The organism is Pseudomonas sp. Irchel 3A5 (assembly GCF_900187575.1).
In the GTDB taxonomy this organism is placed as follows: domain Bacteria; phylum Pseudomonadota; class Gammaproteobacteria; order Pseudomonadales; family Pseudomonadaceae; genus Aquipseudomonas; species Aquipseudomonas folii.
The window spans coordinates 33,114-58,323 of the sequence record NZ_FYDU01000015.1 but is presented as its reverse complement, the minus strand read 5'-3'; the positions used below and the strand labels follow the sequence as shown (position 1 = coordinate 58,323).

At 58.3% G+C, this 25,210-nt stretch carries 23 protein-coding genes; 11 read left to right on the top strand and 12 right to left on the bottom strand.

Features of this window, described 5'->3' with window-relative positions; translation table 11 throughout:
• Positions 1-78: 78 nt before the first annotated feature.
• The 4 genes from CKW31_RS22750 to CKW31_RS22735 all read right to left on the bottom strand — a co-directional run bounded on the left by CKW31_RS22750 (position 79) and on the right by CKW31_RS22735 (position 3,643).
• A complete protein-coding gene (locus tag CKW31_RS22750) occupies positions 79-627 on the bottom strand; it encodes a tetratricopeptide repeat protein (protein ID WP_095100415.1) in 549 nt (182 codons plus the stop codon).
• Between the two features lie 243 nt (positions 628-870).
• Positions 871-2,154: a glutamate-1-semialdehyde 2,1-aminomutase gene (gene hemL, locus CKW31_RS22745; RefSeq protein WP_095100413.1), complete on the bottom strand. Its 1,284-nt coding sequence runs from the start codon at positions 2,152-2,154 to the stop codon at positions 871-873.
• A gap of 41 nt (positions 2,155-2,195) precedes the next feature.
• Positions 2,196-2,822, bottom strand: a complete 627-nt coding sequence (gene thiE / locus CKW31_RS22740) for a thiamine phosphate synthase (protein WP_095100411.1) — start codon at positions 2,820-2,822, stop codon at positions 2,196-2,198.
• A gap of 23 nt (positions 2,823-2,845) precedes the next feature.
• Positions 2,846-3,643, bottom strand: a complete 798-nt coding sequence (locus tag CKW31_RS22735) for a hydroxymethylpyrimidine/phosphomethylpyrimidine kinase (RefSeq protein WP_095100577.1) — start codon at positions 3,641-3,643, stop codon at positions 2,846-2,848.
• Positions 3,644-4,038: 395 nt separating this feature from the next.
• Here CKW31_RS22735 and CKW31_RS22730 point away from each other — a divergent pair, with 395 nt between their 5' ends.
• The 4 genes from CKW31_RS22730 (at position 4,039) to CKW31_RS22715 (ending at position 10,215) form a co-directional block, all read left to right on the top strand.
• Complete coding sequence (locus CKW31_RS22730; protein ID WP_095100409.1) at positions 4,039-6,033, top strand: hybrid sensor histidine kinase/response regulator; 1,995 nt, start codon at positions 4,039-4,041, stop codon at positions 6,031-6,033.
• 117 nt (positions 6,034-6,150) lie between these two features.
• Positions 6,151-7,800 (top strand): acyl-CoA dehydrogenase family protein, encoded by a 1,650-nt coding sequence (locus CKW31_RS22725; protein WP_095100407.1) that lies wholly within the window; start codon positions 6,151-6,153, stop codon positions 7,798-7,800.
• Between the two features lie 218 nt (positions 7,801-8,018).
• Complete coding sequence (gene amn / locus CKW31_RS22720) at positions 8,019-9,515, top strand: AMP nucleosidase (RefSeq protein WP_176469957.1); 1,497 nt, start codon at positions 8,019-8,021, stop codon at positions 9,513-9,515.
• Positions 9,516-9,582: 67 nt separating this feature from the next.
• Positions 9,583-10,215 carry a pseudouridine synthase gene (locus CKW31_RS22715; RefSeq protein WP_095100403.1) on the top strand — a complete coding sequence of 211 codons (633 nt, stop codon included), beginning with the start codon at positions 9,583-9,585 and terminating at the stop codon, positions 10,213-10,215.
• A gap of 112 nt (positions 10,216-10,327) precedes the next feature.
• Here CKW31_RS22715 and CKW31_RS22710 read toward each other — a convergent pair whose 3' ends face one another.
• Together CKW31_RS22710 and CKW31_RS22705 are read right to left on the bottom strand one after the other, a co-directional pair.
• Complete coding sequence (locus tag CKW31_RS22710; RefSeq protein ID WP_095100401.1) at positions 10,328-10,528, bottom strand: DUF2788 domain-containing protein; 201 nt, start codon at positions 10,526-10,528, stop codon at positions 10,328-10,330.
• 17 nt (positions 10,529-10,545) lie between these two features.
• Entirely contained in the window at positions 10,546-11,025 is a 480-nt protein-coding gene (locus CKW31_RS22705; RefSeq protein WP_027901835.1) for an Lrp/AsnC family transcriptional regulator, read from the bottom strand.
• Between the two features lie 438 nt (positions 11,026-11,463).
• On the opposite strand from CKW31_RS22705, the gene CKW31_RS22700 reads away from it, so the two are divergent.
• On the top strand, positions 11,464-12,627 hold the full coding sequence (locus CKW31_RS22700; RefSeq protein WP_095100399.1) for a DUF6515 family protein: 1,164 nt from the start codon (positions 11,464-11,466) through the stop codon (positions 12,625-12,627).
• A gap of 1 nt (position 12,628) precedes the next feature.
• On the opposite strand, the gene CKW31_RS22695 is transcribed toward CKW31_RS22700, so the two are convergent.
• Both CKW31_RS22695 and CKW31_RS22690 read right to left on the bottom strand, forming a co-directional pair.
• The gene (locus tag CKW31_RS22695) at positions 12,629-13,522 is read right to left on the bottom strand and encodes a cation diffusion facilitator family transporter (protein WP_095100397.1); all 894 of its coding nucleotides are present in this window, start codon (positions 13,520-13,522) and stop codon (positions 12,629-12,631) included.
• A 21-nt stretch (positions 13,523-13,543) separates the two neighbouring features.
• Positions 13,544-13,963 carry a hypothetical protein gene (locus tag CKW31_RS22690; RefSeq protein ID WP_027901831.1) on the bottom strand — a complete coding sequence of 140 codons (420 nt, stop codon included), beginning with the start codon at positions 13,961-13,963 and terminating at the stop codon, positions 13,544-13,546.
• A 408-nt stretch (positions 13,964-14,371) separates the two neighbouring features.
• Between CKW31_RS22690 and CKW31_RS22685 the strand changes: the two genes are divergently transcribed.
• The gene (locus CKW31_RS22685) at positions 14,372-14,929 is read left to right on the top strand and encodes an alpha/beta hydrolase (protein ID WP_095100395.1); all 558 of its coding nucleotides are present in this window, start codon (positions 14,372-14,374) and stop codon (positions 14,927-14,929) included.
• A gap of 70 nt (positions 14,930-14,999) precedes the next feature.
• Positions 15,000-17,531, top strand: coding sequence for an ATP-dependent helicase HrpB (gene hrpB, locus CKW31_RS22680; RefSeq protein WP_095100393.1), 2,532 nt, complete (start codon positions 15,000-15,002; stop codon positions 17,529-17,531).
• Positions 17,532-17,766: 235 nt separating this feature from the next.
• Here the strand turns inward: hrpB and CKW31_RS22675 are convergent, their stop codons facing one another.
• The 3 genes from CKW31_RS22675 to CKW31_RS22665 form a co-directional block, all read right to left on the bottom strand.
• The gene (locus tag CKW31_RS22675) at positions 17,767-18,186 is read right to left on the bottom strand and encodes a hypothetical protein (protein WP_095100391.1); all 420 of its coding nucleotides are present in this window, start codon (positions 18,184-18,186) and stop codon (positions 17,767-17,769) included.
• A 300-nt stretch (positions 18,187-18,486) separates the two neighbouring features.
• A complete protein-coding gene (locus CKW31_RS22670; RefSeq protein ID WP_095100389.1) occupies positions 18,487-19,575 on the bottom strand; it encodes an endonuclease/exonuclease/phosphatase family protein in 1,089 nt (362 codons plus the stop codon).
• A 114-nt stretch (positions 19,576-19,689) separates the two neighbouring features.
• Positions 19,690-20,367, bottom strand: a complete 678-nt coding sequence (locus CKW31_RS22665) for a YciC family protein (protein WP_095100388.1) — start codon at positions 20,365-20,367, stop codon at positions 19,690-19,692.
• Between the two features lie 179 nt (positions 20,368-20,546).
• Between CKW31_RS22665 and CKW31_RS22660 the strand changes: the two genes are divergently transcribed.
• From CKW31_RS22660 to CKW31_RS22645, 4 genes are all read left to right on the top strand, one after another.
• The gene (locus CKW31_RS22660; protein WP_095100386.1) at positions 20,547-21,302 is read left to right on the top strand and encodes a DUF2076 domain-containing protein; all 756 of its coding nucleotides are present in this window, start codon (positions 20,547-20,549) and stop codon (positions 21,300-21,302) included.
• A gap of 295 nt (positions 21,303-21,597) precedes the next feature.
• Positions 21,598-22,074 carry an NYN domain-containing protein gene (locus CKW31_RS22655; protein WP_027902939.1) on the top strand — a complete coding sequence of 159 codons (477 nt, stop codon included), beginning with the start codon at positions 21,598-21,600 and terminating at the stop codon, positions 22,072-22,074.
• A gap of 23 nt (positions 22,075-22,097) precedes the next feature.
• A complete protein-coding gene (locus CKW31_RS22650) occupies positions 22,098-22,709 on the top strand; it encodes a PolC-type DNA polymerase III (RefSeq protein ID WP_176469955.1) in 612 nt (203 codons plus the stop codon).
• A gap of 141 nt (positions 22,710-22,850) precedes the next feature.
• Entirely contained in the window at positions 22,851-24,185 is a 1,335-nt protein-coding gene (locus CKW31_RS22645) for a DEAD/DEAH box helicase (RefSeq protein WP_095100381.1), read from the top strand.
• 141 nt (positions 24,186-24,326) lie between these two features.
• On the opposite strand, the gene CKW31_RS22640 is transcribed toward CKW31_RS22645, so the two are convergent.
• Positions 24,327-25,193, bottom strand: a complete 867-nt coding sequence (locus tag CKW31_RS22640; RefSeq protein WP_095100378.1) for a MaoC family dehydratase — start codon at positions 25,191-25,193, stop codon at positions 24,327-24,329.
• Between the last annotated feature and the right edge of the window lie 17 nt (positions 25,194-25,210).

The following is a 25,210-nucleotide window of genomic DNA, read 5'->3' as shown; positions in this document are numbered from 1 at the left end:
TACGGAGTGGGGTACGTCTGTAGCAGCGGAGGTGTCGCTAACATTCGCGGCATAGGTTTTTCAGATCTGCAGTGATCTCTAAGGCAGCGGAGCAAACGGCGTACGGCCTTCAGCTGTCTGCAACTCCAGCAAATATTTGCGGAAAATCTGTCCCAGTACCTGAGTGGCGACTTCGAGCTCGTCGCGCTGCATGTGCTCGGCGACTTCGTCTGCGGCGTCCAGAGCGTCTTCGGAGCCGTTGACCGAGGCCATCTTCAGCACGATGTACGCCTGAACATTGTTGGCCTGCACGCCTTCGCCCTTGGAGAACATCAAGCCGAGCTGATACTGCGCCTGCGCATGACCCTGCAGCGAAGCCTGCTCGAAATAACCAAGTGCTTTGGGCAAGTCTTGTGGCGCGTGTTTACCGTCGTAGTAAAATTCGCCCAACTCGTATTGTGCTTGCGCATCCCCGGACTGTGCCGCTTGCTCACACGCCGAAAGCGCCGCAGGCAGGTTGTCTGGCTGGGTATTGAGGGTGCAACGACCCACCGCTGGGATTAACAACGAGTTGCCGCCTGCATTCGCCAGCAGGGGATGAATAAGCAACAGGCAGCCCAATGCAAGGGTGCGGCCGGTGCGGTTCATGGGAATCGACTTACCTCTGAAAAAGGTGCGGGCGTGCCCGTCCAGCTAAACGTGCTGGCTGCGCATTATGAAATAAGCGAGGCCAACCTTACAAAGTCTTTACTGTTTTTCTGCTGCGCGGGGCTGAAAAGCCCGGTTTTGCGGGGTGCGGTATGCCCGGTAGGAGCTAACTTGTTGGCGAGACGGTGTATCAGGGATACCGTCTCGCCAACAAGTTAGCTCCTACCAGGGTTCATGCCGCCCTTATTTCAGCGCCGCAAACGCCTTTTCTGCCGCATCCAGCGTCAACTTCAACTCTTCTTCGCCATGGGCAATAGAGGTGAAGCCTGCTTCGAAGGCACTTGGTGCCAGGTAAACGCCGCCCTCCAGCATCAGGTGGAAGAAGCGTTTGAAGCGGTCAGCGTCGCTGGTCATGACGTCGTTGAAGGTGACAATTTCTTTGGCTTCGCTGAAGTACAGACCGAACATGCCGCCCGCTTGAGTCGTCACGAATGGAATGCCGGCTGCATCGGCGCGTTGTTGCAGGCCTTCGAGCAGGCGACGGGTGAAGTCGCTCAGTTCGTCATGGAAGCCCGGACGGCTGATCAGGCGCAAGGTGGTCAGGCCGGCGGCCATGGCCAGAGGGTTACCCGACAGTGTGCCAGCCTGATAAACCGGGCCCAGCGGGGCGATGTGCGACATGATTTCGCGTTTGCCGCCAAAGCAGCCAACCGGCATGCCGCCGCCAATGATCTTGCCAAAGGTGCTCAGGTCTGGAGTTACGCCGTAATAAGCCTGCGCGCCGCCGAGGGCCACGCGGAAACCGGTCATGACTTCGTCAAAAATCAGCACTACGCCATGCTCATCGCACAATGCACGCAGACCTTGCAGATAACCCGGGGCAGGCGGTACGCAGTTCATGTTGCCCGCAACCGGCTCGACGATGATGCACGCGACTTCCTGACCGACTTCAGCCAGCAGCGCTTTAACGGCGTCCAGGTCATTGAACGGCACGGTCAGCGTATGTTTGGCGAATGCCGCGGGTACGCCCGGCGAGCTTGGCACGCCGAGGGTCAGTGCGCCGGAACCCGCTTTGACCAGCAGGCTGTCAGAGTGGCCGTGGTAGCAGCCTTCGAACTTGATGATGCTGTCGCGACCGGTAAAACCACGGGCCAGACGAATGGCGCTCATGGTCGCTTCGGTGCCCGAACTGACCATGCGGACCATCTCCATCGACGGCACGATGGAGCAGACCAGATCGGCCATTTCGGTTTCCATGGCGGTTGGCGCGCCATAGGACAAACCGTGTTCCAGCTGACTGCGCACGGCATCCAGCACTTCCGGGTGGCTATGGCCGAGGATCATCGGACCCCACGAGCCAACGTAGTCGACATAGCGCTTGTCGTCTTCGTCAGTCACGTAAGCACCGGCCGCGTGCTTGAAGAACAGCGGCGTGCCACCAACGCTTTTGAAGGCGCGCACCGGCGAGTTCACGCCACCGGGAATGTGTTTTTGAGCATTGGCGAACAGGGTTTCAGAGCGGGACATAAGTGAGTCTCTTACGTAATCGAAATAAGGGTCGGGCGCGATCAGCGTCTGGAAAGCAAGGCGTTGAAGGCGCGGGCGCGGCGGGTGACTTCCTGAGTATTTTCGGCACCGAACAGGCCATGCACCACGGCCAACAGGTCAGCACCGTGCTCCACCAGTTGCGGAGCGTTTTCCAGGGTGATGCCACCGATGACGGCGATCGGCATGTTGAAGCGAGCGCGGGCCTGAGCCAGAACGTCCAGCTCAATAGCGGGGGCGTCAGGTTTGGTTGTCGAGTTGAAGAAACGTCCGAAAGCGAGATACGTCGCCCCGTCGGCCTTGGCTTTTTCAGCCATTGCGAGGCTGCCATGGCAGGTGGCGCCGACAATGGCCTTATGGCCCAACAGCGCACGGGCATCGGTCAGTGAGCCATCGGTCTGGCCCATGTGCACGCCAACACCCAGGCGAGCGGCAACCTCGGCGTCATCATTGATGATCAAGCGGGTCCGGTACTGCTCGCAAAGCCTCAGCAGTGCCGTGGCTTCGCGCAGACGATGGGTTTCATCGCCCGATTTGTCACGGTACTGCAGCAGGGTGACGCCGCCATCAAGGGCAGCCTGGACGTAAGACAGGAATTTACCCGCCAACAGGCGACTGTCGGTAACGGCATACAAGCCACGTAGTTTCATAGAAAAAGCCTCATCACGTGGCGTTACGAACAGAAATCCAGGGGCAGGCGACGAGGAACAAATTGTCCTTTGCCCAGCTGTTCGGCATCGCGCAGCGTGCGCCAAGTGTAGTCGAGCGCGTTCTGCACGGCGCTGATCAGGTTTTCGCCCTGAGCCAGTCGGCCTGCAAGGGCACTGGCCAGCGTGCAGCCGGAGCCGTGATAGCTGCCAGGCAGACGCTGGCAGATAAAGGTGCGTGTTTCACCGCCACGGATATAGAGACGGTTGTGGACTTCCACCTCATCGCCATGGCCGCCGGTGATCAACAGATGCTCGCAAAATGGCAGCAACTTCTCGGCGCATTCGTCGGCCGTGCCTTCCGGCAGCTCGGCCAGAATCCGGGCTTCCGGCAGATTGGGCGTCGCAATGGTTGCCAGCGGCAGCAAACGCTCACGCATGGCGTAGCCGACCTCATCCTTGCCCAGCCGTCCACCGCCGCCCGCGCGTAATACCGGGTCGCAGACCATTGGCAGGTGTGGATGCGCTTCAAGCAGCCCCACAACGGTATCAACCATTTCCAGCGAGCCGAGCATGCCCAGTTTCACGGCGGCGACAGTCGAGTCGTTGAGTACGGCGTTGGCTTGTGCCAGTACCCATTCGCGGTCCAGCACCCTGAAGTCAGTGACATTAACGGTGTCTTGAACGGTCAAGGCGGTGATTGCCGGGGCCGCGTGGCAACCCTGGGCGAGCAGTGCTTCGATATCTGCTTGCAGACCGGCACCACCACTTGGATCGTGGCCGGAGAGGCAGAGGACAACAGGGCGGGAGCTATAGATATTCATGGTGCGCGAGCTTACCACTAAACTTTTTTTGGCACCGCTCAGCGGACTCGGAATTTTCATACAGCTGATAGAGATTCTGAGACGCTATTCAGCGCATGAATTTACTGCATAAAAAACTCGACCTGTCTGTAAGTGCCGAGATAGAGCCTTCCAGGAGTTTTAACAAATTAATGCATAAGACCATTAGGCGGCTATGCTTTAAAGCGTTGGCATGAAATAGTGATGGCACTAACCCGGTACCGCTGTGTGAGTAAGCAGGCCTGAGCGAACAGGCCCGTATTGAGATGGTTGTTTCAGTCTGTCTGGAGCTACTCTAAAAAATCAGGAATCGCAGAAAGCGTCGCTCCAATGGAAGGGGGACAGCGACGTCAACTGACGGATCTATCCGGGGCTTTATGCGCTATTTGTTGATCATGCTGGTCGCCTTGTTGTCGCAGCTAGCCAGTGCCGTCGAATTCGACGAGAGCACTCGCAGCCTGGCGTTGGGCCGTGCAGTTCAGGTGTTTGAAGATGTCAGCGGCGAAGCGACGATCAGTGACGTCAGCTCGGCGGCGATGTCATCGAGTTTTCGAGCCCTCGACAGCGACACCCTCAACGCCGGTTTTTCCAACTCTGCCTTCTGGCTCAGGGTGGATCTGCGCTATATGCCCAGAGACGTCACCGCCCACCGCGACTGGATGGTGGAGCTCGCCTATCCGCCTATGGATTATGTGGACTTTTACCTGCCCGATGCCATCGGGACCCAGCACCTTGCCTGGCAGACCGGAGACATGCTGCCGTTTTCCAGTCGACAGATTAAGCAGGCCAATTACCTGTTCGAAGTCAGTCTGGAGCCCGGGCAAAGCAAGACCATTTATTTACGCGTGAAAAGCGCCGGTTCGATTCAGGTCCCTCTGAGTCTTTGGGACAGCAGTGCTTATCTGGAAGATCAACCGCCGCGCATGTATGTGCTGGGTGTGCTGTACGGCGTGCTGCTGGTGATGCTGATCTACAACCTGTGCATCTATCTGGGTGTGCGTGACGTCAGTTACCTGTACTACGTGCTTTACATCGCTCCCCTCGGGCTTTATCAACTGGCGCTTAACGGTATTGGTGTCGAATTTCTTTGGCCGGAAAGTCCCTGGCTGGCCAATGTCGCGCCCTTGTTCTTGCTGATGTTGTCGGTTCTGTTTGCTTGTCAGTTTGCCCGATCTTTTCTGCAGACCAAGAAGATCGGCCTTTGGCTTGATCAATCACTGGTGCTGGTAATGGCGGCCGCCGGTGTCGTGATGCTCTTGAGCCTGTCACCCAACCTCAGCCTCGCGTTTCGCCTGTATGGCGGGTTGATGCTGATCTTTACCGCGATGATCTTTATCGCTGGCATCACCGCAATGTGCCATGGGGTGCGCGAGGCTCGTTACTTTGTCCTCGCCTGGACTGCCTTTCTGCTGGGCAGTGTCATTCACGTCGGCATGTTGGCGGGCTACCTGCCGCACAGTTTCTTCACCATGTACGCCAATCAGATTGGCTCGGCGATGGAAGCTGCGCTGGTTTCCATGGCATTGGCTGTGCGGATCAATCAGAGCCGCGAAGAGCATGCGCAGATCATGCGCGAGGCCCGAGAAAACCTGGAGCGTGCCAATCAGCAACTGGCAGCAAGCAATCGGCTCAAGGATGAGTTTCTCGCCTCACTGACTCATGAACTGCGTACCCCGATGAATGGCGTGATTGGGTCGCTGGAATTGATGCAGACCGTAGAACTGAATCCCGAACTCTCTTCGTATCACCAGACCGCTGCCAGTTCTGCACAGGACATGATGGGCATGGTGAACGGCATTTTGACCCTGACGGAGCTGCAGGCAGGAAGGCTTCATGTCGTGCCTGAATCCTTCGATTTACGCTGCCTCATTCACGGGCTCAAGGGTCAGTTCACCAATGCTGCGCAGGACAAAGGGCTTAAATTGATCATTGAGTGGGTGGAGCCGTTACGGTCTGGCCTGGTCGGAGATGTCTACAAGTTGCGCCAGTGCCTGGAATGCCTGCTGGACAACGCTATCAAGTTCACCCAGTTCGGCTCGGTCAGAATTCGCGTTCAGCAGCAGACGCAAGGCGAAGGGCAGGTGCAGTTGTTGATTGAGGTCATCGACAGCGGCATAGGTTTTACCCGGCTGGATGAGTCGACGCTTTATCAGCACTTCTTTCAGGTGGACGGCTCGTTGACCCGTCAATATGGCGGCTTGGGCATTGGCCTGGCTATTTGCCGACAGTTGATTGAGTTGCACGGCGGGCGGCTGAGTCACAGTTCTGCGCCGGGAGAGGGCAGTTGTTTTGCACTCAAAGTGACGCTGGGCTGCGCGGCGCAGAATCTCGCGCATGCAGATACACCTGTGAAACTGCACAGCGGTGGCTAACGAGGAAGGGCAAAAGCGCCGTCAATTCGTCGTGTATGGCGCTTTTTAAAGCGAGGTGTGCGTGATTCACTTCATGTCTGGCTGTGTTTAAAGCGCGCCGACAGAGAGGAGATCGCCATGAACCTGCATCAGTTCGCCGAAACCCACGAAGTCACCAACCAGCCGCCCTCTCTGGACGGCGCGAATCTCTATCGTATTGATCTGCCATTGCAGCAATGGTCGGAGCGCTTTGGTGCCGGTTGGGCTCAGGGCCGAATCGACGCTTATGGGGCGCTGGCGGGCGGACCGCTGATGGAGGCGGGTTTTCTCGCCAATCAGAACAAGCCGGTTTTCGTCAGCCATGATCGATATGGGCACCGTATTGATCTGGTCGAGTTTCACCCTGCTTACCATCAACTGATGAGCACGGCGGTGGAGCATGGCATCCCGTCGCTACCCTGGACTGATCCACAACCCGGCGCCCATGTTGCCCGCGCCGCTATGAGCTATCTGCACAGTCAGGCCGAAGCCGGTAGCGGATGCCCGTTGACCATGACCTTTGCCAGTGTGCCTGCACTGCGCGTGCAGCCGGATATCGCCGCCCAGTGGCTGCCGAAAATCCTTGCACGAGCATATGACCCACGAAATATCGGCATGGCGCACAAGGCAGGCGTAACCATTGGCATGGCCATAACCGAGAAGCAGGGCGGTACCGATGTGCGCGCCAATACCACGCGGGCTTATCCCGTTGGAGCGCCAGGTCCGGGGCAGGCTTACGAGCTGGTCGGTCATAAATGGTTTTGTTCGGCGCCGATGTGCGATGCCTTCCTGACGCTGGCGCAGACCGACAAGGGCCTGACTTGTTTCCTGCTGCCACGCCATCGCCCGGACGACACCCGCAACGAGTTCTACATACAGCGCCTGAAGAACAAACTGGGTAACTGGTCCAACGCCTCCAGCGAAGTGGAATTCCGCGGGGCGTTTGCCTGGATGATCGGTGAGGAAGGTCGTGGTGTGCCGACCATTATCGAAATGGTTGCCATGACCCGCTTCGACTGTATGGTCGGGTCCAGTGCCCTGATGCGTCAGGCCTTGAGCCAGGCCGCGCATCATTGCGCTCATCGCAGTGTCGGCGGGCGGGTGTTGGCCGAACAGCCTCTGATGCAGAACGTACTCGCCGATCTGGCGCTGGAGAGTGAAGCGGCGCTGGCCTTGAGCATGCGCATGGGGCGCGCGCTGGATCATCTGGACGATCCGCACGAGGCGCGTTTCGCCCGGTTGGTGACGGCAGTTGGCAAATACTGGATCTGCAAACGGGCCCCGGCCATGATCAATGAGGCGGCGGAGTGCATGGGCGGCGCGGGGTATGTCGAGGACAGCATCCTGCCGCGGCTTTATCGTGAAGCACCGGTCAATTCCACGTGGGAAGGCTCCGGTAACGTGCAATGCCTGGACGTGCTGCGGGCGCTGTCCAAGGAGTCGGGCGTGCTGGATACTTTGTTCGCCGAGTTGGGCGACGGGCATGGCGATCAGGATCTGGCGATGCACATCGACGGCTTGAAAGCGGCGTTCCGGGATACCGGTGATATTCAATACCGCGCCCGGCAGTTAACCGAAGACATCGCCCTCGCCCTGCAGGCCAAGCTGCTGCTTGAGGCGGGGAACGCGGCGGTCAGTGATGCATTTATTGCCAGTCGACTGGCGTCGCGAAGCTCGGTGTACGGCACCTTGCCAAGAGGCCTTGATGTGCAATCACTGGTTGCGAGGTCCACCCCGATGGTTGGGTGATGGACATAACTCGCCGGGATTGCCTCGCTCCCACAGGAATCACTGATGACGTGGGACCGGCTTCAGCCGGGAAGACGCCGGTACAGTCACTATATGTGTATCGCTCGATAGGTCTCTTTCCCGGCTAAAGCCGGTCCCACGTCGATTGTGGGCAAATGTGGAATCTCCCGAATTTCCGCACTACGCCACTAGTGCCTTCCCTTCACGATGCAGGCAAGATGGGCCACTGCAAGATCAGAAGGATACCAATCGTGACTGAAACTTTTATTGTCGTTGAAACGCCCGAACAAGCCGTGGATCGCCTTGCTGAACTGCACGAGCGCGCTACCCGTGCGCTGAGCCAGGCACTCAAGCGGTATCTGAAAGACCGGATCGAGCCTGACGCCGATCAGCGTGCCCTGTTCCGCTATCCAGAGTTGCGTCTGACTTATCACTGCCAGGGCGAAGTGCCGCTGACCACTCGCGCTTATGCCAAGGTTCAGTTGCCCGGCAACTACAGCGTGACCGTGACTCACCCGGCGGCCTTCCGCAAATACCTGCTCGAACAACTCGGGCCATTGATGAACGATTTCACGATTACGGTGGAAGTCGGCGTCAGTGAGCAAAACATCCCGTATCCCTATGTGGTTGAACAGGGCGACGAGCTGGCCGGTTCTGGCGTGACGGCCGCAGCGCTGGCGCGGGTTTTCCCCAGCACCGACTTGTCCGCCGCCACTGATGGCATCGCTGACGGTCTGTACGACTGGGCCAACACCGATCCGCTGCCGCTGGCCTTGTTCGATGCCGCCCGCGTGGACTTTTCCCTGCGACGTCTGGTGCATTACACCGGTAGCGACTGGCGTCATGTACAGCCTTGGATCCTGCTGACCAACTACCACCGCTACGTTGACCAGTTCATCGTTCATGGCCTGGAAAAGCTGCGCGAAGACCCGCGCTTTGTGCGCATGGTCCTGCCGGGTAACGTCATCGTCGAAAAGAGCATGGATCACGGCGAAGCGCAGGCGATTGTCGCCAGTGTGGTCTGGCATCGTTATCAAATGCCGGCTTATCACCTGATCGCTGAAGACGGTCATGGCGTGACGCTGGTCAACATCGGCGTCGGTCCGTCAAACGCCAAGAACATCACCGATCACCTGGCGGTGCTGCGCCCGCATTGCTGGTTGATGATCGGCCACTGCGGCGGCCTGCGCCAATCCCAGACCATTGGCGACTACGTGCTGGCTCACGCTTACATGCGTCGCGACGGGATTCTTGATCGCGTGCTGCCGCCTCATATTCCGATCCCTGCGTTGGCGGAAGTGCAGTTGGCTCTTCAGGAATCTGCAGCGCAGATCACGGGCGAGCGAGGCGACGATCTGAAGAAGCGTCTGCGCACCGGTACGGTTCTGACCTATGACGACCGTAACTGGGAACTGCGCTGGGCCCAGGAGCGGCCACTGATCAACCTGTCCCGAGCAGTGGCAGTGGACATGGAAAGCGGCACCATCGCCGCGCAGGGTTATCGCTTGCGTGTGCCGTACGGCACGTTGCTCTGCGTTTCCGACAAACCGTTGCACAGCGAAATCAAGCTTCCGGGCTCGGCCAACGCGTTCTACGAGCGCGCGGTCAGCCAGCATTTGAAGATCGGTATTGCAGCGCTGGACCTGATGCGTACCCAGCTCAACTCGCTGCATTCGCGCAAACTGCGTAGCTTCGATGAGCCGCCGTTCCGTTGATTAATTAGGTGATGAACGAAAGGGCCATTAAAGTGGCCCTTTCTGTTTTCCGAATACCGAAACTGTCATGTCCCGTACCCAGCGTCCTCCTGCTCGTCGCCCATCATCTGCCAATGCCGGTGCAAACCGCCGTGTCGCCAAGGCCCCGCCCGCCGAGCCAAAGCTCATCCTGTTCAACAAGCCGTTCGACGTTCTGACTCAGTTCAGTGACGGGGAAGGACGGGCGACGCTCAAGGACTACATCGAGGTCCCCGGCATCTATCCGGCCGGGCGACTGGATCGGGACAGCGAAGGCTTGTTGCTGCTGACCAATGACGGCCAACTTCAGGCGCGCATTGCTGACCCCAAACACAAGCTGCCGAAAACCTATTGGGTGCAGGTTGAAGGCGAGCCGAGTGAGGAGCAGTTGCAGCAACTGCGCGACGGCGTGCAGCTCAATGACGGCCCGACTTTGCCCGCTCAGGCTCGGCAACTGGATGAGCCGCAACTCTGGCCACGCGATCCTCCGGTACGGTTTCGCAAAAGCGTGCCAACCAGCTGGCTGGAGTTGATCATCAAGGAGGGGCGTAACCGCCAGGTCAGACGCATGACGGCGGCGGTGGGTCTGCCAACGTTAAGGCTGGTGCGGGTGAGGATCGGTGACTGGACCATTGAAGGTCTGGATCAGGGGCAGTGGCGGGAAGTGCCTGCGAAGTTGTGAGCGGGTCTAGACCTTGTGGGAGCAGAGCTTGCTCGCGATACAGGCAACGCGGTCTATAGTGAATCGCGTGCAGCCCTATCGCGAGCAAGCTCTGCTCCCACATGAAATTGCTTTAGCTCTCAAGATAAGCAATCACAACAGTCTTGATCACAAACGCCATGATTCCCAGGCCCAGCACGAAGAACAGAATGAGGGTGCCAAATCGTCCTGCCTTGGACTTCTTCGCCAGATCCCAGACGATGAAGCCCATGAAGCCGACCAGAAGGGTGATGAGGGTTGTCATCATCCATTGTTCGTAAACTTCGGGCTCCATCACTGCTCTCCAGCCAATCAGTTGCGCAGGTGTACCAAGGGAAGTTCTGTGCTGGCCAGCACCTGATTAAGCACGAAGCTCGATTTCACGCTGGTCACACCATCGATACGGGTAAGGTGCCCTAACAGCAGCTTTTGATAGTGATCCATGTCAGCCACCACGACTTTCAACTGATAGTCCGCATCCATGCCGGTCACCAAACTGCATTCGAGTACCTGAGGCAGGTTGCGTATCTGCGCTTCAAAGTTCTCGAAGCGGTCGGGCGTATGTCGATCCATGCCGATCAGTACGTAGGCGGTCAGATTAAGGCCAAGCTTTTTGCGGTCCAACAGCGCAACCTGTCTGACGATGTAGCCGTCGTCCTCCAATTGTTTGACGCGTCGCGAGCAAGGCGAAGGGGACAGACCGATTCGTTCAGCCAGCTCCTGATTGGAGATGCGCGCGTCACGCTGCAATTCCGCCAAAATACTCAGATCATATCGGTCGAGTTTGCTCACGAACTTCACCTTCCTGGGTTGTATTGCGCCGGATTATTCATCCGAAGCTAAAAATTGCGCAAGTAATGTTTTATCCGGCAATTTTAGCAATCCTGTGCCAGTGCCTCAGGCTTATGCTTTTAAACAGAATCACTGCCCGGACATAGCGTCCAGCGCGGCTCGCCCAATCAGGCCAGCTGCGGCCTCCAGCCCAAAAGGGTTGGGACGGCCCCCGGGCTACATACTGTCCAGAAGACGGCATGAGGTGAGCCGACGCCACAAGCGTTGAGCCAGGACGAAATTCCCAAAGGGGGACCGCGAGGTCCCCCTTTTTCTTTGTGCGCGGTTGTTTGCACACAGGAACATGTTCGCGCTAGTAGCGTGCTGATAGCATGCGGCGAACGGCGCAACAATAATGCAGTCTTAACCCCATACATCCGGCGTCCCTGTGAGGAAAGCATGAAATCGCGTATCTGGCATTTGGCAGGCTTGAGCCTGTTATGTGTAAGCATCAGTGCCCAGGCTTTGGCCGGGGATGACGCGCCACGTGATCAGATCCGTGGCAGCTCGGGTGCGGGTCAGCAGCGCGAGCAACCCAATGCTCCGCAGCAGATGCAGCAGCGCCAGCAACAGAACATGCAACAGCAACAGATCCAACAGCAGCGCGGTGTCGAGCGCCAACAGGATCAGCAGATGCGTGATGTTGAACGCCAACAGCAACAGCAGATTCAACAGCAACAGAATCAGCAACGGCAGGTCGAGCGCCAACAGCAGCAACAGATTCGTGATGTAGACCGCCAGCAACAGCAGCAGATTCAGCAGCAACAAATTCAACAGCGTCAGTCTGAGCGCCAGCAACAGCAGCAATTCCAACAGCAGCAGAATCAACAGCGGCAGTTGGATCGCCAGCAACTGGAGCAGCGTCAGAACAACCTGCCGATTCAAAGCGGCCCCGGCGAAGCGCGCCAGACGCAGCCGCCGCGTCAGGGGTATTACCAGGACCAGAACAATGGTTTTCGCGGCAGTCGGGGGGATAACCGTCCGAATGATCACTGGACCGGTCGTCCTGATGGCCACGGCAATGGCTGGGGGCCCGGCCCGCAATATCGTCCGGGTCACGTGATTGATCGTGTGCCGGGCAGCTATTCCCGAGTCCCGTATCGCGGTCTGGATTACTACTACTCGGACGGCTACTGGTACCGCCCGCAAGGCCCGCGCTATGTGATCGTGACGCCACCGTATGGTGTACGAGTGCGCAGCTTGCCGGCTTATTCACAGGAAGTCTGGATTGGCAGCTCACTGTTCTTTGTGGCCGCCGGGACGTACTACACCTACCAGGAAGATACACAGGATTATGTGGTGGCTTATCCGCCACAAAACGTCGAGCCGGTTTACACGCCGCAGACGCCGGTATCCAATCCCTATGACCCGATCGCCTACCCGAACAATGGGCAGAGCGCCGAGCAGGTCGCTCAGGACAAATATGACTGCTATCGCTGGTCGGTAGATCAGAGCAGCTTCGACCCGGCCGACCCGAACTCGCCCAACGCACCGGCGATGATTCAGGTCTACCGTCGTTCGATGGTGGCTTGCCTGATGGGCCGCGGCTACACCATCAACTGATTCAGACTGCGGCTGGGCGCACGACTTCCTGCGGGTCGGCGTGCACCAGCACCTCGGCCTTCGGGTATTCGCTGTTGATCGCCGCCGCAGCCTGATCACAGAGGCCGTGGGCGACAGACAGCGTCAGGCTGCCTGGCAACTCCAGATGCAACTGCACGAACCAATGATTGCCGGAAATCCTGGTGCGCAGGTCATGGGCACCGAGTACGCCGGGCACACTGCACGCCAGCTTCAGCATTCTGTCGCTGACATCCACCGGCAGCTCCTGATCCATGAGCACCGAAACGGTTTCCCTGGCGATCTGGAAAGCACTCCACAGGATGTACAGAGAAATACCCAGGCCGAACCAGGCGTCAAGCTGCTGCCAGCCAAACCATGCCAACACCAGCGCCAGCAGAATGCCCATGTTCAGCAACATATCTGAGCGGTAGTGCAGCGAATCGGCGCGGATTGCAGCGGAACCCGTTTCCTTGATCACCTTGTGCTGAAACGTCAGCAGGGCAAACGTCAGCACCAGTGAAAGCAGCATCACGGCGATGCCCAGGCCGGGTGAGCCAATCGGCTCCGGGTTCTGGATGCGTTCTACAGCCTGAAAGCCGATCAAGCAGGCACTGACGGCAATGAATAGCGCCTGCGCCATGCCTGACAGCGCTTCCGCCTTGCCATGCCCATAACGGTGATCGTCATCGGCAGGCCGCAGTGCGTAATGCACCGCCAGCAGATTCAGAAATGATGCTGCTCCATCGAGCAGGGAGTCGGTCAACCCGGCTAGCAGGCTGACCGATCCACTGAGCCACCACGCCACCGCCTTGGCGATGATCAGGGTACTGGCGACCGCCAGCGATGCCCGGGTTGCCAGGCGCAACAAGCGGGCGTGTTCGAGGCTGGTGCTCATGGTGCTTCCTTCAAATTACAGTCAGGCCGACGGCGCGAGGCCCAGGGCCGCCAGTTGTTGCACGCTGCCACGATGCTGGATCAGGCGTGGATCGTTCAACGGCAGCGTGCGGCCCAGTTCGGTTTCCAGAATGGCCTGCAGCTTGCTGTTATCGACACTGCCATCGGCGTTCACGGCCGGTTGCAGTTTTTGCGGGTCGATCTGCGCGCTCTGACCATGCGGGAAGTAGATCGCGCCCGTAGCAAAGTCGACACCGAAGGCGATCAGCCCAGGGATTACGTAAAACAGCAGGCCGACAGCGTCGAGCACGGCAATCGCCGGATCAATCTTGCCATCGATCTGACCACGGCGATCAGGATAGAAAATGCTGCCGCATGCGGTGAGTTGGGTCAGCAGAGTAGCGACCACAACGCCGCCGATTAAACGAGAAGGAATGCGCATGAACATCTCCAGAAGTGAAGTGGCAACTATACAAGGCAAATAACGCAGAGCTATGACTATTGCACGGTTCGGCGGTTCGGCGGTTCGCTGGCGTATCTCATTAGTGGCCAACATCCAGAACCCTGAACTGAAATGCACTTTCCTGTAGCAACTGCCACGGATCCCTGACACAGCGCTGTCTCGCAGCTAACACTTATCTGTAGGAGCGCGCTTGCCCGCGATTCAGTCTTTCAGTCGATGAATATATCGCCTGCACTGACGTAATCGCGGGCAAGCGCGCTCCTACAGGTAAAAAACATTCAAAATCAATTATTTGCATTTTTCGGTTATTAGCTGCCTGGAGCATCCGGGATTTACCCGCTACCCATTCCACTGCATATTGCTGAGACTTTCATAGGGAGACGAAAAATGACAATCAGGGTTTTGGTGTTACCGGGGTTATTCAATTCGGGTGAGGCCCACTGGCAGTCGCAATGGGAGCGGCAGTTCCCTGACCTGCACAGGGTTGAGCAAGAGGATTGGGAAACCCCGGTTGCAGCGGATTGGGTTGAACGCCTCAATCAGGAAATCACGGCAACTGACGGTGAAGTCGTGCTGGTCGGCCACAGTCTTGCCTGCACCCTGATTACTCGTTGGGCCCAGCAATATCCTGAGGCGCACAAGGTACGCGGTGCCTTGCTGGTGGCACCCAGCGATACCGAGGCAGACAGCTATCCATCGGGCACGAGCGGCTTTACGCCAATGTTGACGCAACGCCTTCCATTCCGGACGATCACGGTAGCCAGTACTGACGATCCTTATGTGACTCAGGAACGAGCCCGGTTCTTCAGTGAAGCGTGGGGCAGCGAGTTGGTCTGGCTGGAAAACGCTGGGCACATCAACGGCCAGACCGGATACGGACCTTGGCCGGAAGGCATTGAGTTGTTGTATCAATTGACGGGCGACTCTCGCTTTAAACTCAAGTAAGGGCTTGAAGGGCTGATAGCAGATTTAATGCCGTTGGTACGTATAATCGGCCGCCTGTTCTGGAGCCTCCATGATTTCCCTGCCCATCGATGCCGTTTTACCCGACCTTCGCCGGGCGCTGTCCGAGCGCCATGAAGCAGTGCTCGAAGCTCCGCCCGGCGCAGGCAAGACCACGCGGGTGCCGTTGGCGCTGCTTGAGGAAACCTGGCTCGCCGGGCAAACCATTCTCATGCTCGAACCACGCCGACTGGCAGCGCGGGCAGCGGCCGAGCGACTGGCCAGCGAGCTGGGCGAGAAGGTGGGTGAAACCGTTGGCTACCGCATCCGTCTGGAAAGCAGGGTAGGCCCCAACACACGCATCGAAGTCGTCACCGAAGGCATTCTGACCCGGCGCTTGCAGGATGATCCGGCGCTGGAAGGCGTGGGTTTGCTGATCTTCGACGAATTTCATGAGCGCAGCCTGGATGCCGACCTGGCCTTGGCCCTGAGCCTCAACGGTCGCGATCTCTTCCGTGACGAGCAACCGCTGAAGATCCTGCTGATGTCGGCCACTCTGGAGGGCGAGCGCCTTTCGAGTTTGCTCGACGATGCGCCGGTGGTACGCAGCGACGGTCGGATGTTCCCGGTGCAGATGCAGTGGGGCCGACCGTTTCAGCCCGGCGAATTCATCGAGCCGCGTGTGGTGCAGACGGTGCTGGATGCGATCAACGATCAAAGCGGCAGCCTGCTGGTGTTCTTGCCAGGGCAGGCCGAGATTCGGCGGATCAATCAGCAACTGGCGGATTCCTTGGGCTCACGCCCCGACATCATGCTGTGCCCGTTGCACGGCGAGCTGGACCTGAACGCCCAGCGTGCCGCCATTGAACCCGCCCCCAAGGGCATTTGCAAAGTGGTGCTGGCGACCAACATTGCCGAAACCAGCCTTACTATCGACGGCGTGCGCGTGGTAATCGACGCCGGGTTGGCGCGGGTTCCGCGTTTCGATCCGGGCAGCGGCATGACTCGCCTCGACACGCAGCGCATCTCCAAAGCCAGCGCGACTCAGCGCGCCGGTCGAGCAGGGCGCCTGGAGCCGGGTGTGTGTTATCGGCTGTGGTCCGAAGCTCAACATGAGCAACTTGCTGCGTATGGCGCAGCGGAAATCCTTCAGGCAGATCTCGCCGGTTTGGCCTTGCAACTGGCGCGCTGGGGTGTCACGCCGACGCAACTGGTCTGGCTCGATGTGCCGCCCGCTGCGGCCTATGGGCAGGCTCAGGATTTGTTGGTCCGTCTGGGCGCGCTGACCCGAGAACCGGGGCAAGAGCTCAAGCTTACGTCTCATGGTCAGGCCATGGCTGAGATGCCCGCTCACCCGCGTATCGCCCATTTGCTCCTGCGCGGTCAGGCGCTGGGCCTTGGCAGTCTGGCCTGCGATGTTGCTGCACTGCTTGGCGAGCGCGACATTTTGCGTGGTGCCGGTGCCGATCTGCACAGTCGTTTGACGCTGCTCGATGGCAGTGAACGCGCTGCCCGTGGCGCTCAAGGTGGTGTGCAGCGGGCCAGGCAACTGGCTCGTCAATATCGCAGCTATTTACGTGGCGCTGCGACTGAGCCAGTCAGCGATCCAGAGCATCCGCGCTGGCTCGGTGCGCTGCTGGCGCTGGCCTATCCCGACCGTGTCGCCCAGCAACGAAAAGCTGGCGGTGCGGAATACCGACTGGCCAATGGGCGTGCGGCCTTGTTTGCCGAAGTCGATGCGTTGATGAAGCAACCGTGGTTGGTAGTCGCCGACCTTGGCAGCCGTCAGGGGCAACGCGAAGAGCGTATCTATCTGGCGGCAGAGTTCGACCCGGCATTGTTTGATTCAGTGTTGGCGGAACAGGTGGTTCAGCTCGACCAACTGGATTGGGATGAGCGCGAAGGTGTGTTTCGTGCTGAGCGCCAGCGCAAGGTCGGGGAATTGATCCTCAGTCGCGAGCCACTGACCGGGCTGGATGAGTCTGCCAAAGGTCAGGCGTTGCTGGCTTTGGTGCGGCGTAAAGGTCTGGAATTGTTGCCGTGGACGCCCGAACTGCGTCAATGGCAGGCGCGCGTCGGTTTGTTGCGCTCGCTGGATCTGCAGCAGAAAGACAGCAGCGAATGGCCGGATGTCAGTAACGCCGGTTTGCTAGAGCGTCTGGAAATCTGGTTGTTGCCGTATCTGGGCAAGGTGTCTCGGCTCAGCCATTTCAGCAATCTGGACTTGTCGTCGATCCTGCATAACCTGCTGCCGTGGCCGTTGCCCCAACGTCTGGATGAGCTGGCTCCGCATCACCTGAGCGTGCCGTCCGGGTCATCAGTACGGCTGGATTACAGCGAACACCCGCCGATTCTTGCCGTGCGCCTGCAAGAACTGTTTGGTCTGGCCGACACACCGCGCATCGCCAATGGGCGGCAGATCGTCAAACTGCACCTCCTGTCCCCGGCCCGCCGTCCGGTGCAGGTGACGCAAGACCTGGCCAACTTCTGGCGCAGCACCTATGCCGAAGTGAAGAAGGACTTGAAGGGCAGGTATCCGAAGCACTATTGGCCGGATGACCCGCTGATTGCCGAGCCGACAGCGCGGATCAAGCCGAGGAAGTGAAGGCGCTTTAGGAGAGCGCCTTCTGTGCCTGCCACAACCCTATCGCGCAGCAAACACGGTCCCTGTAGGAGCGTACGAGCACCGCGAGGCCGCGATAGCGATTTGCCTGACACACCGCCATCGCTGCCTCGCGGTGCTCGTGAGCTCCTACAGATATTTGTTCAAGTTCGCGGAAACTCAGGGCAACGCCGGCGACAAAAAACAGCCAACTACATCAGATGGTTGCGAGATGAATTCAATAGGACGGAATTAACATGCCGACCGCCCCAGAAACAACATCAAACGAAAATCTGTAATCCAGATTATTGATGTTTACAAAAAAGCACAGCTGCCCGGATACATAATAAACATCAGAAAAAATGCCTTGGCCAATTATAGATTTTGCAGCAGCACAGACATCCCACATCAGATCGCCGTCAGGCTTGATAATCAGGGCTTCATTTTCTTTTATATCAAATGGAGCAATCACAACCGCTATGCCAGTACCGTCCACTAATAATTCAGGAATCAGTTTCTGGGGATTTTCGATTTTGTGAGAACACCCGAGAAAAGACCATGCGACTCCCGTAGGCAACAGCTCCCAGAAACTTAGCCCATGAAGGTTGGCGCCACGATCATGCGATCCAAGAATCGAATAATTTTCAATAACGCTCATTTATCCACCATCACCACAGAGTGACACGCTCTTTCTGGGCGATTCCATGTTGCCTGCCAATACATTTCGTGGGAGCGAATTCATTCGCGAATGGGCCGGTACATCCGCAGCCTATGTATTGCCTGAAATACCGCATTCCTGACTGAATTCGGTCCTATAGGGATATGAGACCCCGAGTATCAGCGTGCTGTCGTGGGACCGGCTTCAGCCGGGAAGAGGCCACTACAGTCACTAAAAATGTACCATTAGACATATCGCTTTCCCGGTTAAAGCCGGTCCCACGACTTTCTCCTAAATGGCCTAAGGCAACACCGGCAACAAAAACCGCCCAATCACTGGCAAATGATTGGAAATCAGCAACGTGTCTTCCTGGCGCACGGCAGCGCCGACGCGCTTGAGTCGCGGGCTGAAAAACAGGTAATCCACCGTACGATCCGGGCCATTGACGCGGGAATCGTTGGGGAAGTGCGTGAGCCATTTCGAGCGATCAATGCCGCCGACTTCAACGTTGTTCGGGATCATCGGGTATTTGTCCCAGAGCACGTGCAACTGGCTGTCCGGCTGATACAACGAGCGCTGCTCGGCCGGCAGGCGCTGATATTGACCCAGCGGCAGCAAGTTGAAATCCCCACCTATCAGCCAGGGCGTACCGGTGGCTTCAAACTTGTCGAGCAGCTTGCTGGTCGCCTGAACTTGGCGCTGCATGGCGTCGTCGCCTTCGATAAAGGTGTCCAGATGGGTGTTGATCACCGCGAGATGGCCGCCGTCGCGCAGGGGCAGGTAACTCACCAGCAACGCGGGTTTACGCTGGAACTGGCGACTGATCAGGTTGGCGTCGCGAATCGGAAGCTGGATGCGTTCGGCCCGGTCGATTTCGAATCGGCTCAGGGTCGCGAGTTTCATGCCGACGCTGCCTGCGATATGCCGATTTGGGACGAAATCGGCTTTCCAGTAAAACGCCTCGGAGCTGCAGGGATACAGGTCGGTGACGCGCTCTTGCAGCAGCGCCAGTTGATCGTCGTAGCCGGTGCTCTTCGCGCCGTCGTTCACTTCCTGCAGCAGGACGATGTCCGGCTGTTCGTCGCGAATCACCCTGGCGACTTCATCGAGATTGAAGGCGACATCTTCTGGCGTAGGTCGCTCGTCCGGGCCGCTGCCATCGGTCATGTCATACCAGAACACGTAACGCTTGCCCGCCAGATACTGGATGTTCCAGGTCATGACCTTGAGCGCTTGTCCCGGTATCAAACGCGGTGTTTTATCTGCAGGGGTACAGGCGACAGGCAATTCTTCACGGGGAGCAGGGCGCCAGGTCAGGGTGTAGACCAGCACCAGCAGCACGCCGGCCAGCAATACAAGAATCAGCATGAAACGGATCAAGCGGCTCATCGGCTCGGCTTAGAACGCGCTGCGTTCAGTCAAAGGTCGCGTTGCAGGGTTTTCGAAAAAAGCGCAAACCCGAGCATAGCTCGACTGGAACATGATTGGCAGCCTTCGTCTCGTTCACTCCAGCTCTTCAGGTTGTTCAGGCGGTTCGTTGAGCAGCATGAACAGACGAAACATCACCACGCTGGTGAACAACTGCAGGAAGCTGCTGACTATGTTGATCAGCAAAATGGCCGCCTCATTTGGCGGCTCGGGCAGCAGGAGATATGCGCCCCCTTCAAGCAGCGACAGGGGAATATAAATGCATAGCACGCAGGTCAGAATGCGCACGAAATGGCCCTTGCTCATCTCGAAGCTCGCGCGCATAGCCATCAGCGGTGTCAGGCCACGTAGCACCAGCAGGTATTCCGAGAACACCAGTTTGATCATCACCCAGATGCCGGGAAGGATGAACAGTGACAGACCAAACATGATCAGCAGGGTGCTCAGTGCCGAGAGCACGGCAAAGGTCGGCCACATGCGCAGCGCCATGGCGAGCAGGTCGCGCGGTCCAGGCTGATCTCCACCACGGCTGCGTGCATCCATGAACAGGATCAATGCACAGGTATAGAGCGGATAGAACAACAGACCGATCAGTAACTCGTAAGTCGATGAGGTACTGGCCGTCAGCGAACTGCTCAGCGCCTGCTTGGCCAGCGCCTCAACGATCACCAGCGGCAGACACAGCACCAGAATGCTCGTCAGGTTGCGCCGGAAAAAGTACAGGGAGTCGGTAAGAATCGTCAGCGGGTTCATTAGGGTCGGGTCGCAGAAAAAGCAGTCGGTCACTTTAGCTGGCTAACCAGGCACCGGCCAGAGCCTTCTTAACATTTGCGACAGTATATTGAAACGCCCTGGATTAGCCCCATTACCTTGCTTACGCGTTGGCTATCCGGCCAGGCGAAGATTTTTAACGGCAATCTAACGAGGTCGCCATGAACAGCGAAGAGCAAACCCTGATCGATGGTCTTTTCAGCAAACTGAAAAGTGCCGAAACCAGCTCAGCCCCCCGTGACGTAGAGGCTGAAGCCAGGATCAAGGAGCATCTCAACCAGCAGCCCGCCGCACCTTATTACATGGCGCAGGCGATTCTGGTGCAGGAAGCGGCGGTGAATCAGCTCAACCAGCAGGTCAAAGAGCGCGACGAGCAAATCCAGCGTCTGCAGGCTGAACTCCAGCAGGCGAAGGCTCAAGGCTCTTCGGCTCCGGCGCAGGGCGGTGGTGGTTTCTTGTCGAGCATCTTCGGCGGTGGCGGCAATCGTCCGCAGCCTCAGCCGCAGCAGTCATTTTCTCAGCCGCCAGCGTCGTCCGGTGGTGGCTGGCGCGACGGTGGCCCGTCCAGCCCCCCGCCTTACAGCGCGCCGCAAGGCAACTATGCTGCGCCGCAGCAACAGGCTCCGAGAGGCACCGGCTTTCTGGGTGGCGCTCTGCAAACTGCAGCTGGCGTAGCGGGTGGCGTCATGCTGGCGCAGGGCATCAGCAGCATGTTCGGCAATCACAACCAGCCTGAAGAAGTTGTGGAAGTCATCAAAGAAGAGCCTGCTCAGGTTGCTGATCATAGCCCTCAGGATTCAGGTGGCGGCTGGAACGATAACCAGGAGAGTGTGACCAGCAACGATTCATACGGCAGCGATCAAGGCGGCTGGGATGACGGCGGTTTTGATGGCGGGGATGATGATTCGTTTGTTTGATTCAGCTATCCAGATGTATTTCCAGGAGGCGTTTTACTCAGACACCTACCTGCCGCGCTGAAATACGGTACCTGTGGGAGCGGTGCTTGCCCGCGATGAGGTCCATGCAATCTAGAGCGAACCGCATCCGGCCTTATCGCGGGCAAGCACCGCTCCCACAGGAGACCGCATTTCTTTGTTGGAGCGAGTGGCCGCCAATGCCCGGGTCATCCACGAAACTGGCATACTAAGCGCCGATTCAACTTCTGAATCGGCGTTGTCGTTTGGCTGCGCTGCTGAGTCATGAGGATTACCGGTGAAGAAAATCGCTGTGTTCGCCGATGTACAGAACCTCTATTACACCGTCCGGCAGGCCCATGGTTGCCATTTCAACTATGCGGCGTTGTGGGCGGATATCAGCAAGCGCGGCGAAATCGTCGAGGCGTACGCCTATGCCATCGACCGTGGCGACAGCAAGCAGCAGCAATTCCAGCAAATCCTCCGCAACCTCGGTTTCACCGTCAAACTCAAGCCCTACATCCAGCGCAGCGATGGGTCGGCCAAGGGTGACTGGGATGTGGGCATCACCATCGATATCATGGACGTCGCGCCACAGGTCGACGAAGTGGTACTGGCCTCCGGCGATGGCGATTTCGATTTGTTGCTCGAGCGCATCATCAGCAAACATGGTGTCGAAGCGGTTGCCTATGGCGTGCCGGGGCTGACCGCCAACTCGCTGATCCGCGCCGCCAGCCGTTACGTGCCCATCGAAGGCGCGTTGCTTTTACGTTGATTTTTTAAGGGTTCAGGCACGTGTTGGAACAAGTAGCGGTCATCGACTTCGAAACCACCGGTATTTCTCCCGGCCAGGGCTGCCGTGCCACGGAGATTGCCGTGGTGATCATGGAGCAGGGGCGCATCGTCGATCGCTTTCAGAGCCTGATGAACGCCGGTGTGCGGATTCCTGGCTTCATTGAGTCGCTGACCGGCATCAGCAACAGCATGATTCGCACCGCGCCGTCGGCCGAGCGGGTCATGAGTGACGTGGCAGACTTCGTTGGGGCGATCCCGTTGGTGGCGCATAACGCCTCGTTCGACCAGAAGTTCTGGGATTACGAGCTGTCTCGCATCGAGCGCAGTCGTCCGCAAAGCTTTGCCTGTTCCCTGCTGTTGGCGCGACGTCTGATGCCGAGTGCGCCCAATCACAAGCTTGGAACCCTGACCAGCTATGCGCGCCTGCCCAATACCGGCAAGGCTCACCGGGCAATGGCCGATGCCGAAATGGCAGCCAACCTCACTGCGTACCTGACCCATGAGCTGCGCCACACCCACGGCCTTTCTACAATCTCTCATCAATTGCTCTGCACGCTGCAGAAAGTGCCTGCGGCGAAAATCAGCGACGCCATCAAGCGTCAGCGCGGATTTTAACGGCGTTCTTTATAGCCTTACGTTCAGTCTCTACAGCGGATCGAACCGAGCTAATGGCGAAAGCCGCAGGCGGTGCAGGCCGGAATAGCCCGGACAGGGTAAACTGCGCGCCATCTCGCGTGATTTATCTACGGTATTCCAATGACATTCGCCACACTCGGCCTGATCGAACCCCTGCTGCGCGCTCTTGAGACGCTCGGCTACCAGACCCCGACGCCTGTTCAGGCGCAGGCGATTCCACCGGTCCTGGCCGGGCGTGACCTGATGGCCGCAGCCCAGACCGGTACTGGTAAAACTGCCGGTTTTGCCTTGCCACTGCTGCAACGCCTGACCATGGAAGGCCCGAAAGTCACGCCTAACTCGGTGCGTGCGCTGGTGCTGGTGCCGACCCGTGAGTTGGCCGAGCAGGTCCACGAGAACATTCGTCAGTACGCTGAACACCTTCCGCTGAGCACCTACGCGGTCTACGGCGGCGTGAGCATCAACCCGCAGATGATGAAACTGCGTAAAGGCGTCGATGTACTGGTGGCAACTCCAGGCCGCTTGCTCGACCTCTACCGCCAGAACGCGGTGAAGTTTTCCCAACTGCAAACCCTGATCCTCGACGAAGCGGATCGCATGCTCGATCTGGGCTTCTCCGAAGAACTGCGCGACATCTACAAGGCGCTGCCCAAGAAACGTCAGACGCTGCTGTTCTCTGCGACCTTCTCCGACGCCATCCGCCAGTTGGCCGCGCAGATGCTCGACGACCCACTGACTATCGAAGTCAGCCCGCGCAACGTGGCGGCGTCTTCGGTCAAGCAATGGGTGGTGACGGTCGACAAGAAGCGCAAGCCTGAATTGTTTATCCATCTGCTGAAAAAACTGCGCTGGTCTCAGGTTCTGGTGTTCGCCAAGACTCGCGTTGGCGTCGATCAACTCGTGGATCGTTTGCAGGGGCTGGGCATCAGTTCTGACGGTATTCACGGCGACAAGCCGCAAGCGACACGTCAGCGTGCGCTGGATCGCTTCAAGGCCAGTGAAGTACAGATTCTGGTGGCGACCGATGTTGCTGCGCGCGGTCTGGATATCGATGATTTGCCAACCGTGGTCAACTTCGACCTGCCGATCGTTGCCGAAGACTACATTCACCGCATTGGCCGCACCGGCCGGGCAGGCCTGACGGGTGAGGCCATTTCGCTGGTATGCGCTGACGAAGTGGAATTGCTGTCAGCGATCGAAACCCTGACTCGCCAGACGTTGCGCCGTGAAGAAGAACCGGATTTCGAACCGGAACACCGCGTGCCAACCACCGATGCAAGCGGCCAGATCCTGAAGAAACCGAAAAAGCCGAAGAAACCCAAAACCTCCGGTGGGGGCAAACGTAACCTGGGCAAATGGATCGACAGTGGCGACGCTGCGCCGGAGGCCCCATCAGCCAAGCCTGTGCGTAAAGTCCCGGTGTTCAACACCGGTCCGCGCAAGAAGAAGCCTTGATGTAAATAAAAGAGGGTATGAGCGACGCCTTACCTGTGGGAGCGGTGTTTGCCCGCGATAAGGCTGGACGCGATTCACTTTAGATCGCGTCCAGCCTTATCGCGGGCAAGCACCGCTCCCACAATTCATTTCAGCCCACCATTACTCCACGACTTCCGTCACCGGCTGCCAATTCCCCACCATATGCACCAACCCCGGCGCACCTTCCAGGCGGAATTGGCCGTGGGAGCCCGCTGCGCTGGCCGACAGCACAATCTCGCTGGGCAGGCGCACCGGCTTCTGGAATTGCACGTTGATATCGACGTTCGACGCCGGGAGGTGGTTGGTCAGAAAGGCCAGGGTTCTTGCCTTGAGCCACATGCCATGGGCAATCGCTTTCGGGAAGCCAAACAGCTTGGCGCTTGGCCCGCTCAGGTGAATCGGGTTGTAGTCGCCGGACACCTTGGCGTAACGTCGGCCAATTTCCGCCGCCGCCCGCCAGCGTGCGACTTCGGTCATTGGCAAGTCCGCAGGCTCATAATCGCCACTCACCGCACCTTCCAGCTTCACGTCGCGACACAGCATCGTGCTTTCTTCTTCCCAGAGCAGGCCCATTGAGTCTTCAACCTGAGTGATCAGATCGAACGTGGCACCTTTATCGTGAGGCTGAAGGTTTTCAGCTTTTACACCGATGTACACCTTGTTCACGCTGCCCAGCGGCCGATGAATCCTGATCCGGTTGGCAAGATGAATCAGGCCTAACAACGGGAAGGGGAAGTCCTTGTCCGTCATCAGTTGCATTTGCAGGTTGAACGCCAGCACGTGTGGATAAGTCGGAGGCAGCAGACTGTTTTCGCTGAAACCGCACACTTCGCGGTACTGAGACAGCTTTTGCGGATCCACGGAAGTCCAGCAACGCAACCCGATATCAGGCAGTTCAGTACCGGTCACCTTGCGCCGCATCGCCGCCTGTACGAACAGGTTTGGCAATGTCGGCAGGGAATCCAGGTATCGCCAGTGAGCGCTCATCGTGCATCTCCTTGCTC

Coding starts and splice junctions, on each gene's coding strand:
- thiE (WP_095100411.1), bottom strand. CDS start 2,822: ATGAAACTACGTGGCTTGTATGCCGTTACCGACAGTCGCCTGTTGGCG.
- CKW31_RS22695 (WP_095100397.1), bottom strand. CDS start 13,522: ATGAGCACCAGCCTCGAACACGCCCGCTTGTTGCGCCTGGCAACCCGG.
- CKW31_RS22735 (WP_095100577.1), bottom strand. CDS start 3,643: ATGAATATCTATAGCTCCCGCCCTGTTGTCCTCTGCCTCTCCGGCCAC.
- CKW31_RS22690 (WP_027901831.1), bottom strand. CDS start 13,963: ATGCGCATTCCTTCTCGTTTAATCGGCGGCGTTGTGGTCGCTACTCTG.
- CKW31_RS22710 (WP_095100401.1), bottom strand. CDS start 10,528: ATGGAGCCCGAAGTTTACGAACAATGGATGATGACAACCCTCATCACC.
- amn (WP_176469957.1), top strand. CDS start 8,019: ATGGGCCACTGCAAGATCAGAAGGATACCAATCGTGACTGAAACTTTT.
- CKW31_RS22700 (WP_095100399.1), top strand. CDS start 11,464: ATGAAATCGCGTATCTGGCATTTGGCAGGCTTGAGCCTGTTATGTGTA.
- CKW31_RS22670 (WP_095100389.1), bottom strand. CDS start 19,575: ATGAGCCGCTTGATCCGTTTCATGCTGATTCTTGTATTGCTGGCCGGC.
- CKW31_RS22640 (WP_095100378.1), bottom strand. CDS start 25,193: ATGAGCGCTCACTGGCGATACCTGGATTCCCTGCCGACATTGCCAAAC.
- CKW31_RS22645 (WP_095100381.1), top strand. CDS start 22,851: ATGACATTCGCCACACTCGGCCTGATCGAACCCCTGCTGCGCGCTCTT.
- CKW31_RS22715 (WP_095100403.1), top strand. CDS start 9,583: ATGTCCCGTACCCAGCGTCCTCCTGCTCGTCGCCCATCATCTGCCAAT.
- CKW31_RS22725 (WP_095100407.1), top strand. CDS start 6,151: ATGAACCTGCATCAGTTCGCCGAAACCCACGAAGTCACCAACCAGCCG.
- CKW31_RS22675 (WP_095100391.1), bottom strand. CDS start 18,186: ATGAGCGTTATTGAAAATTATTCGATTCTTGGATCGCATGATCGTGGC.
- CKW31_RS22685 (WP_095100395.1), top strand. CDS start 14,372: ATGACAATCAGGGTTTTGGTGTTACCGGGGTTATTCAATTCGGGTGAG.
- hemL (WP_095100413.1), bottom strand. CDS start 2,154: ATGTCCCGCTCTGAAACCCTGTTCGCCAATGCTCAAAAACACATTCCC.
- CKW31_RS22665 (WP_095100388.1), bottom strand. CDS start 20,367: ATGAACCCGCTGACGATTCTTACCGACTCCCTGTACTTTTTCCGGCGC.
- CKW31_RS22660 (WP_095100386.1), top strand. CDS start 20,547: ATGAACAGCGAAGAGCAAACCCTGATCGATGGTCTTTTCAGCAAACTG.
- CKW31_RS22730 (WP_095100409.1), top strand. CDS start 4,039: ATGCGCTATTTGTTGATCATGCTGGTCGCCTTGTTGTCGCAGCTAGCC.
- hrpB (WP_095100393.1), top strand. CDS start 15,000: ATGATTTCCCTGCCCATCGATGCCGTTTTACCCGACCTTCGCCGGGCG.
- CKW31_RS22750 (WP_095100415.1), bottom strand. CDS start 627: ATGAACCGCACCGGCCGCACCCTTGCATTGGGCTGCCTGTTGCTTATT.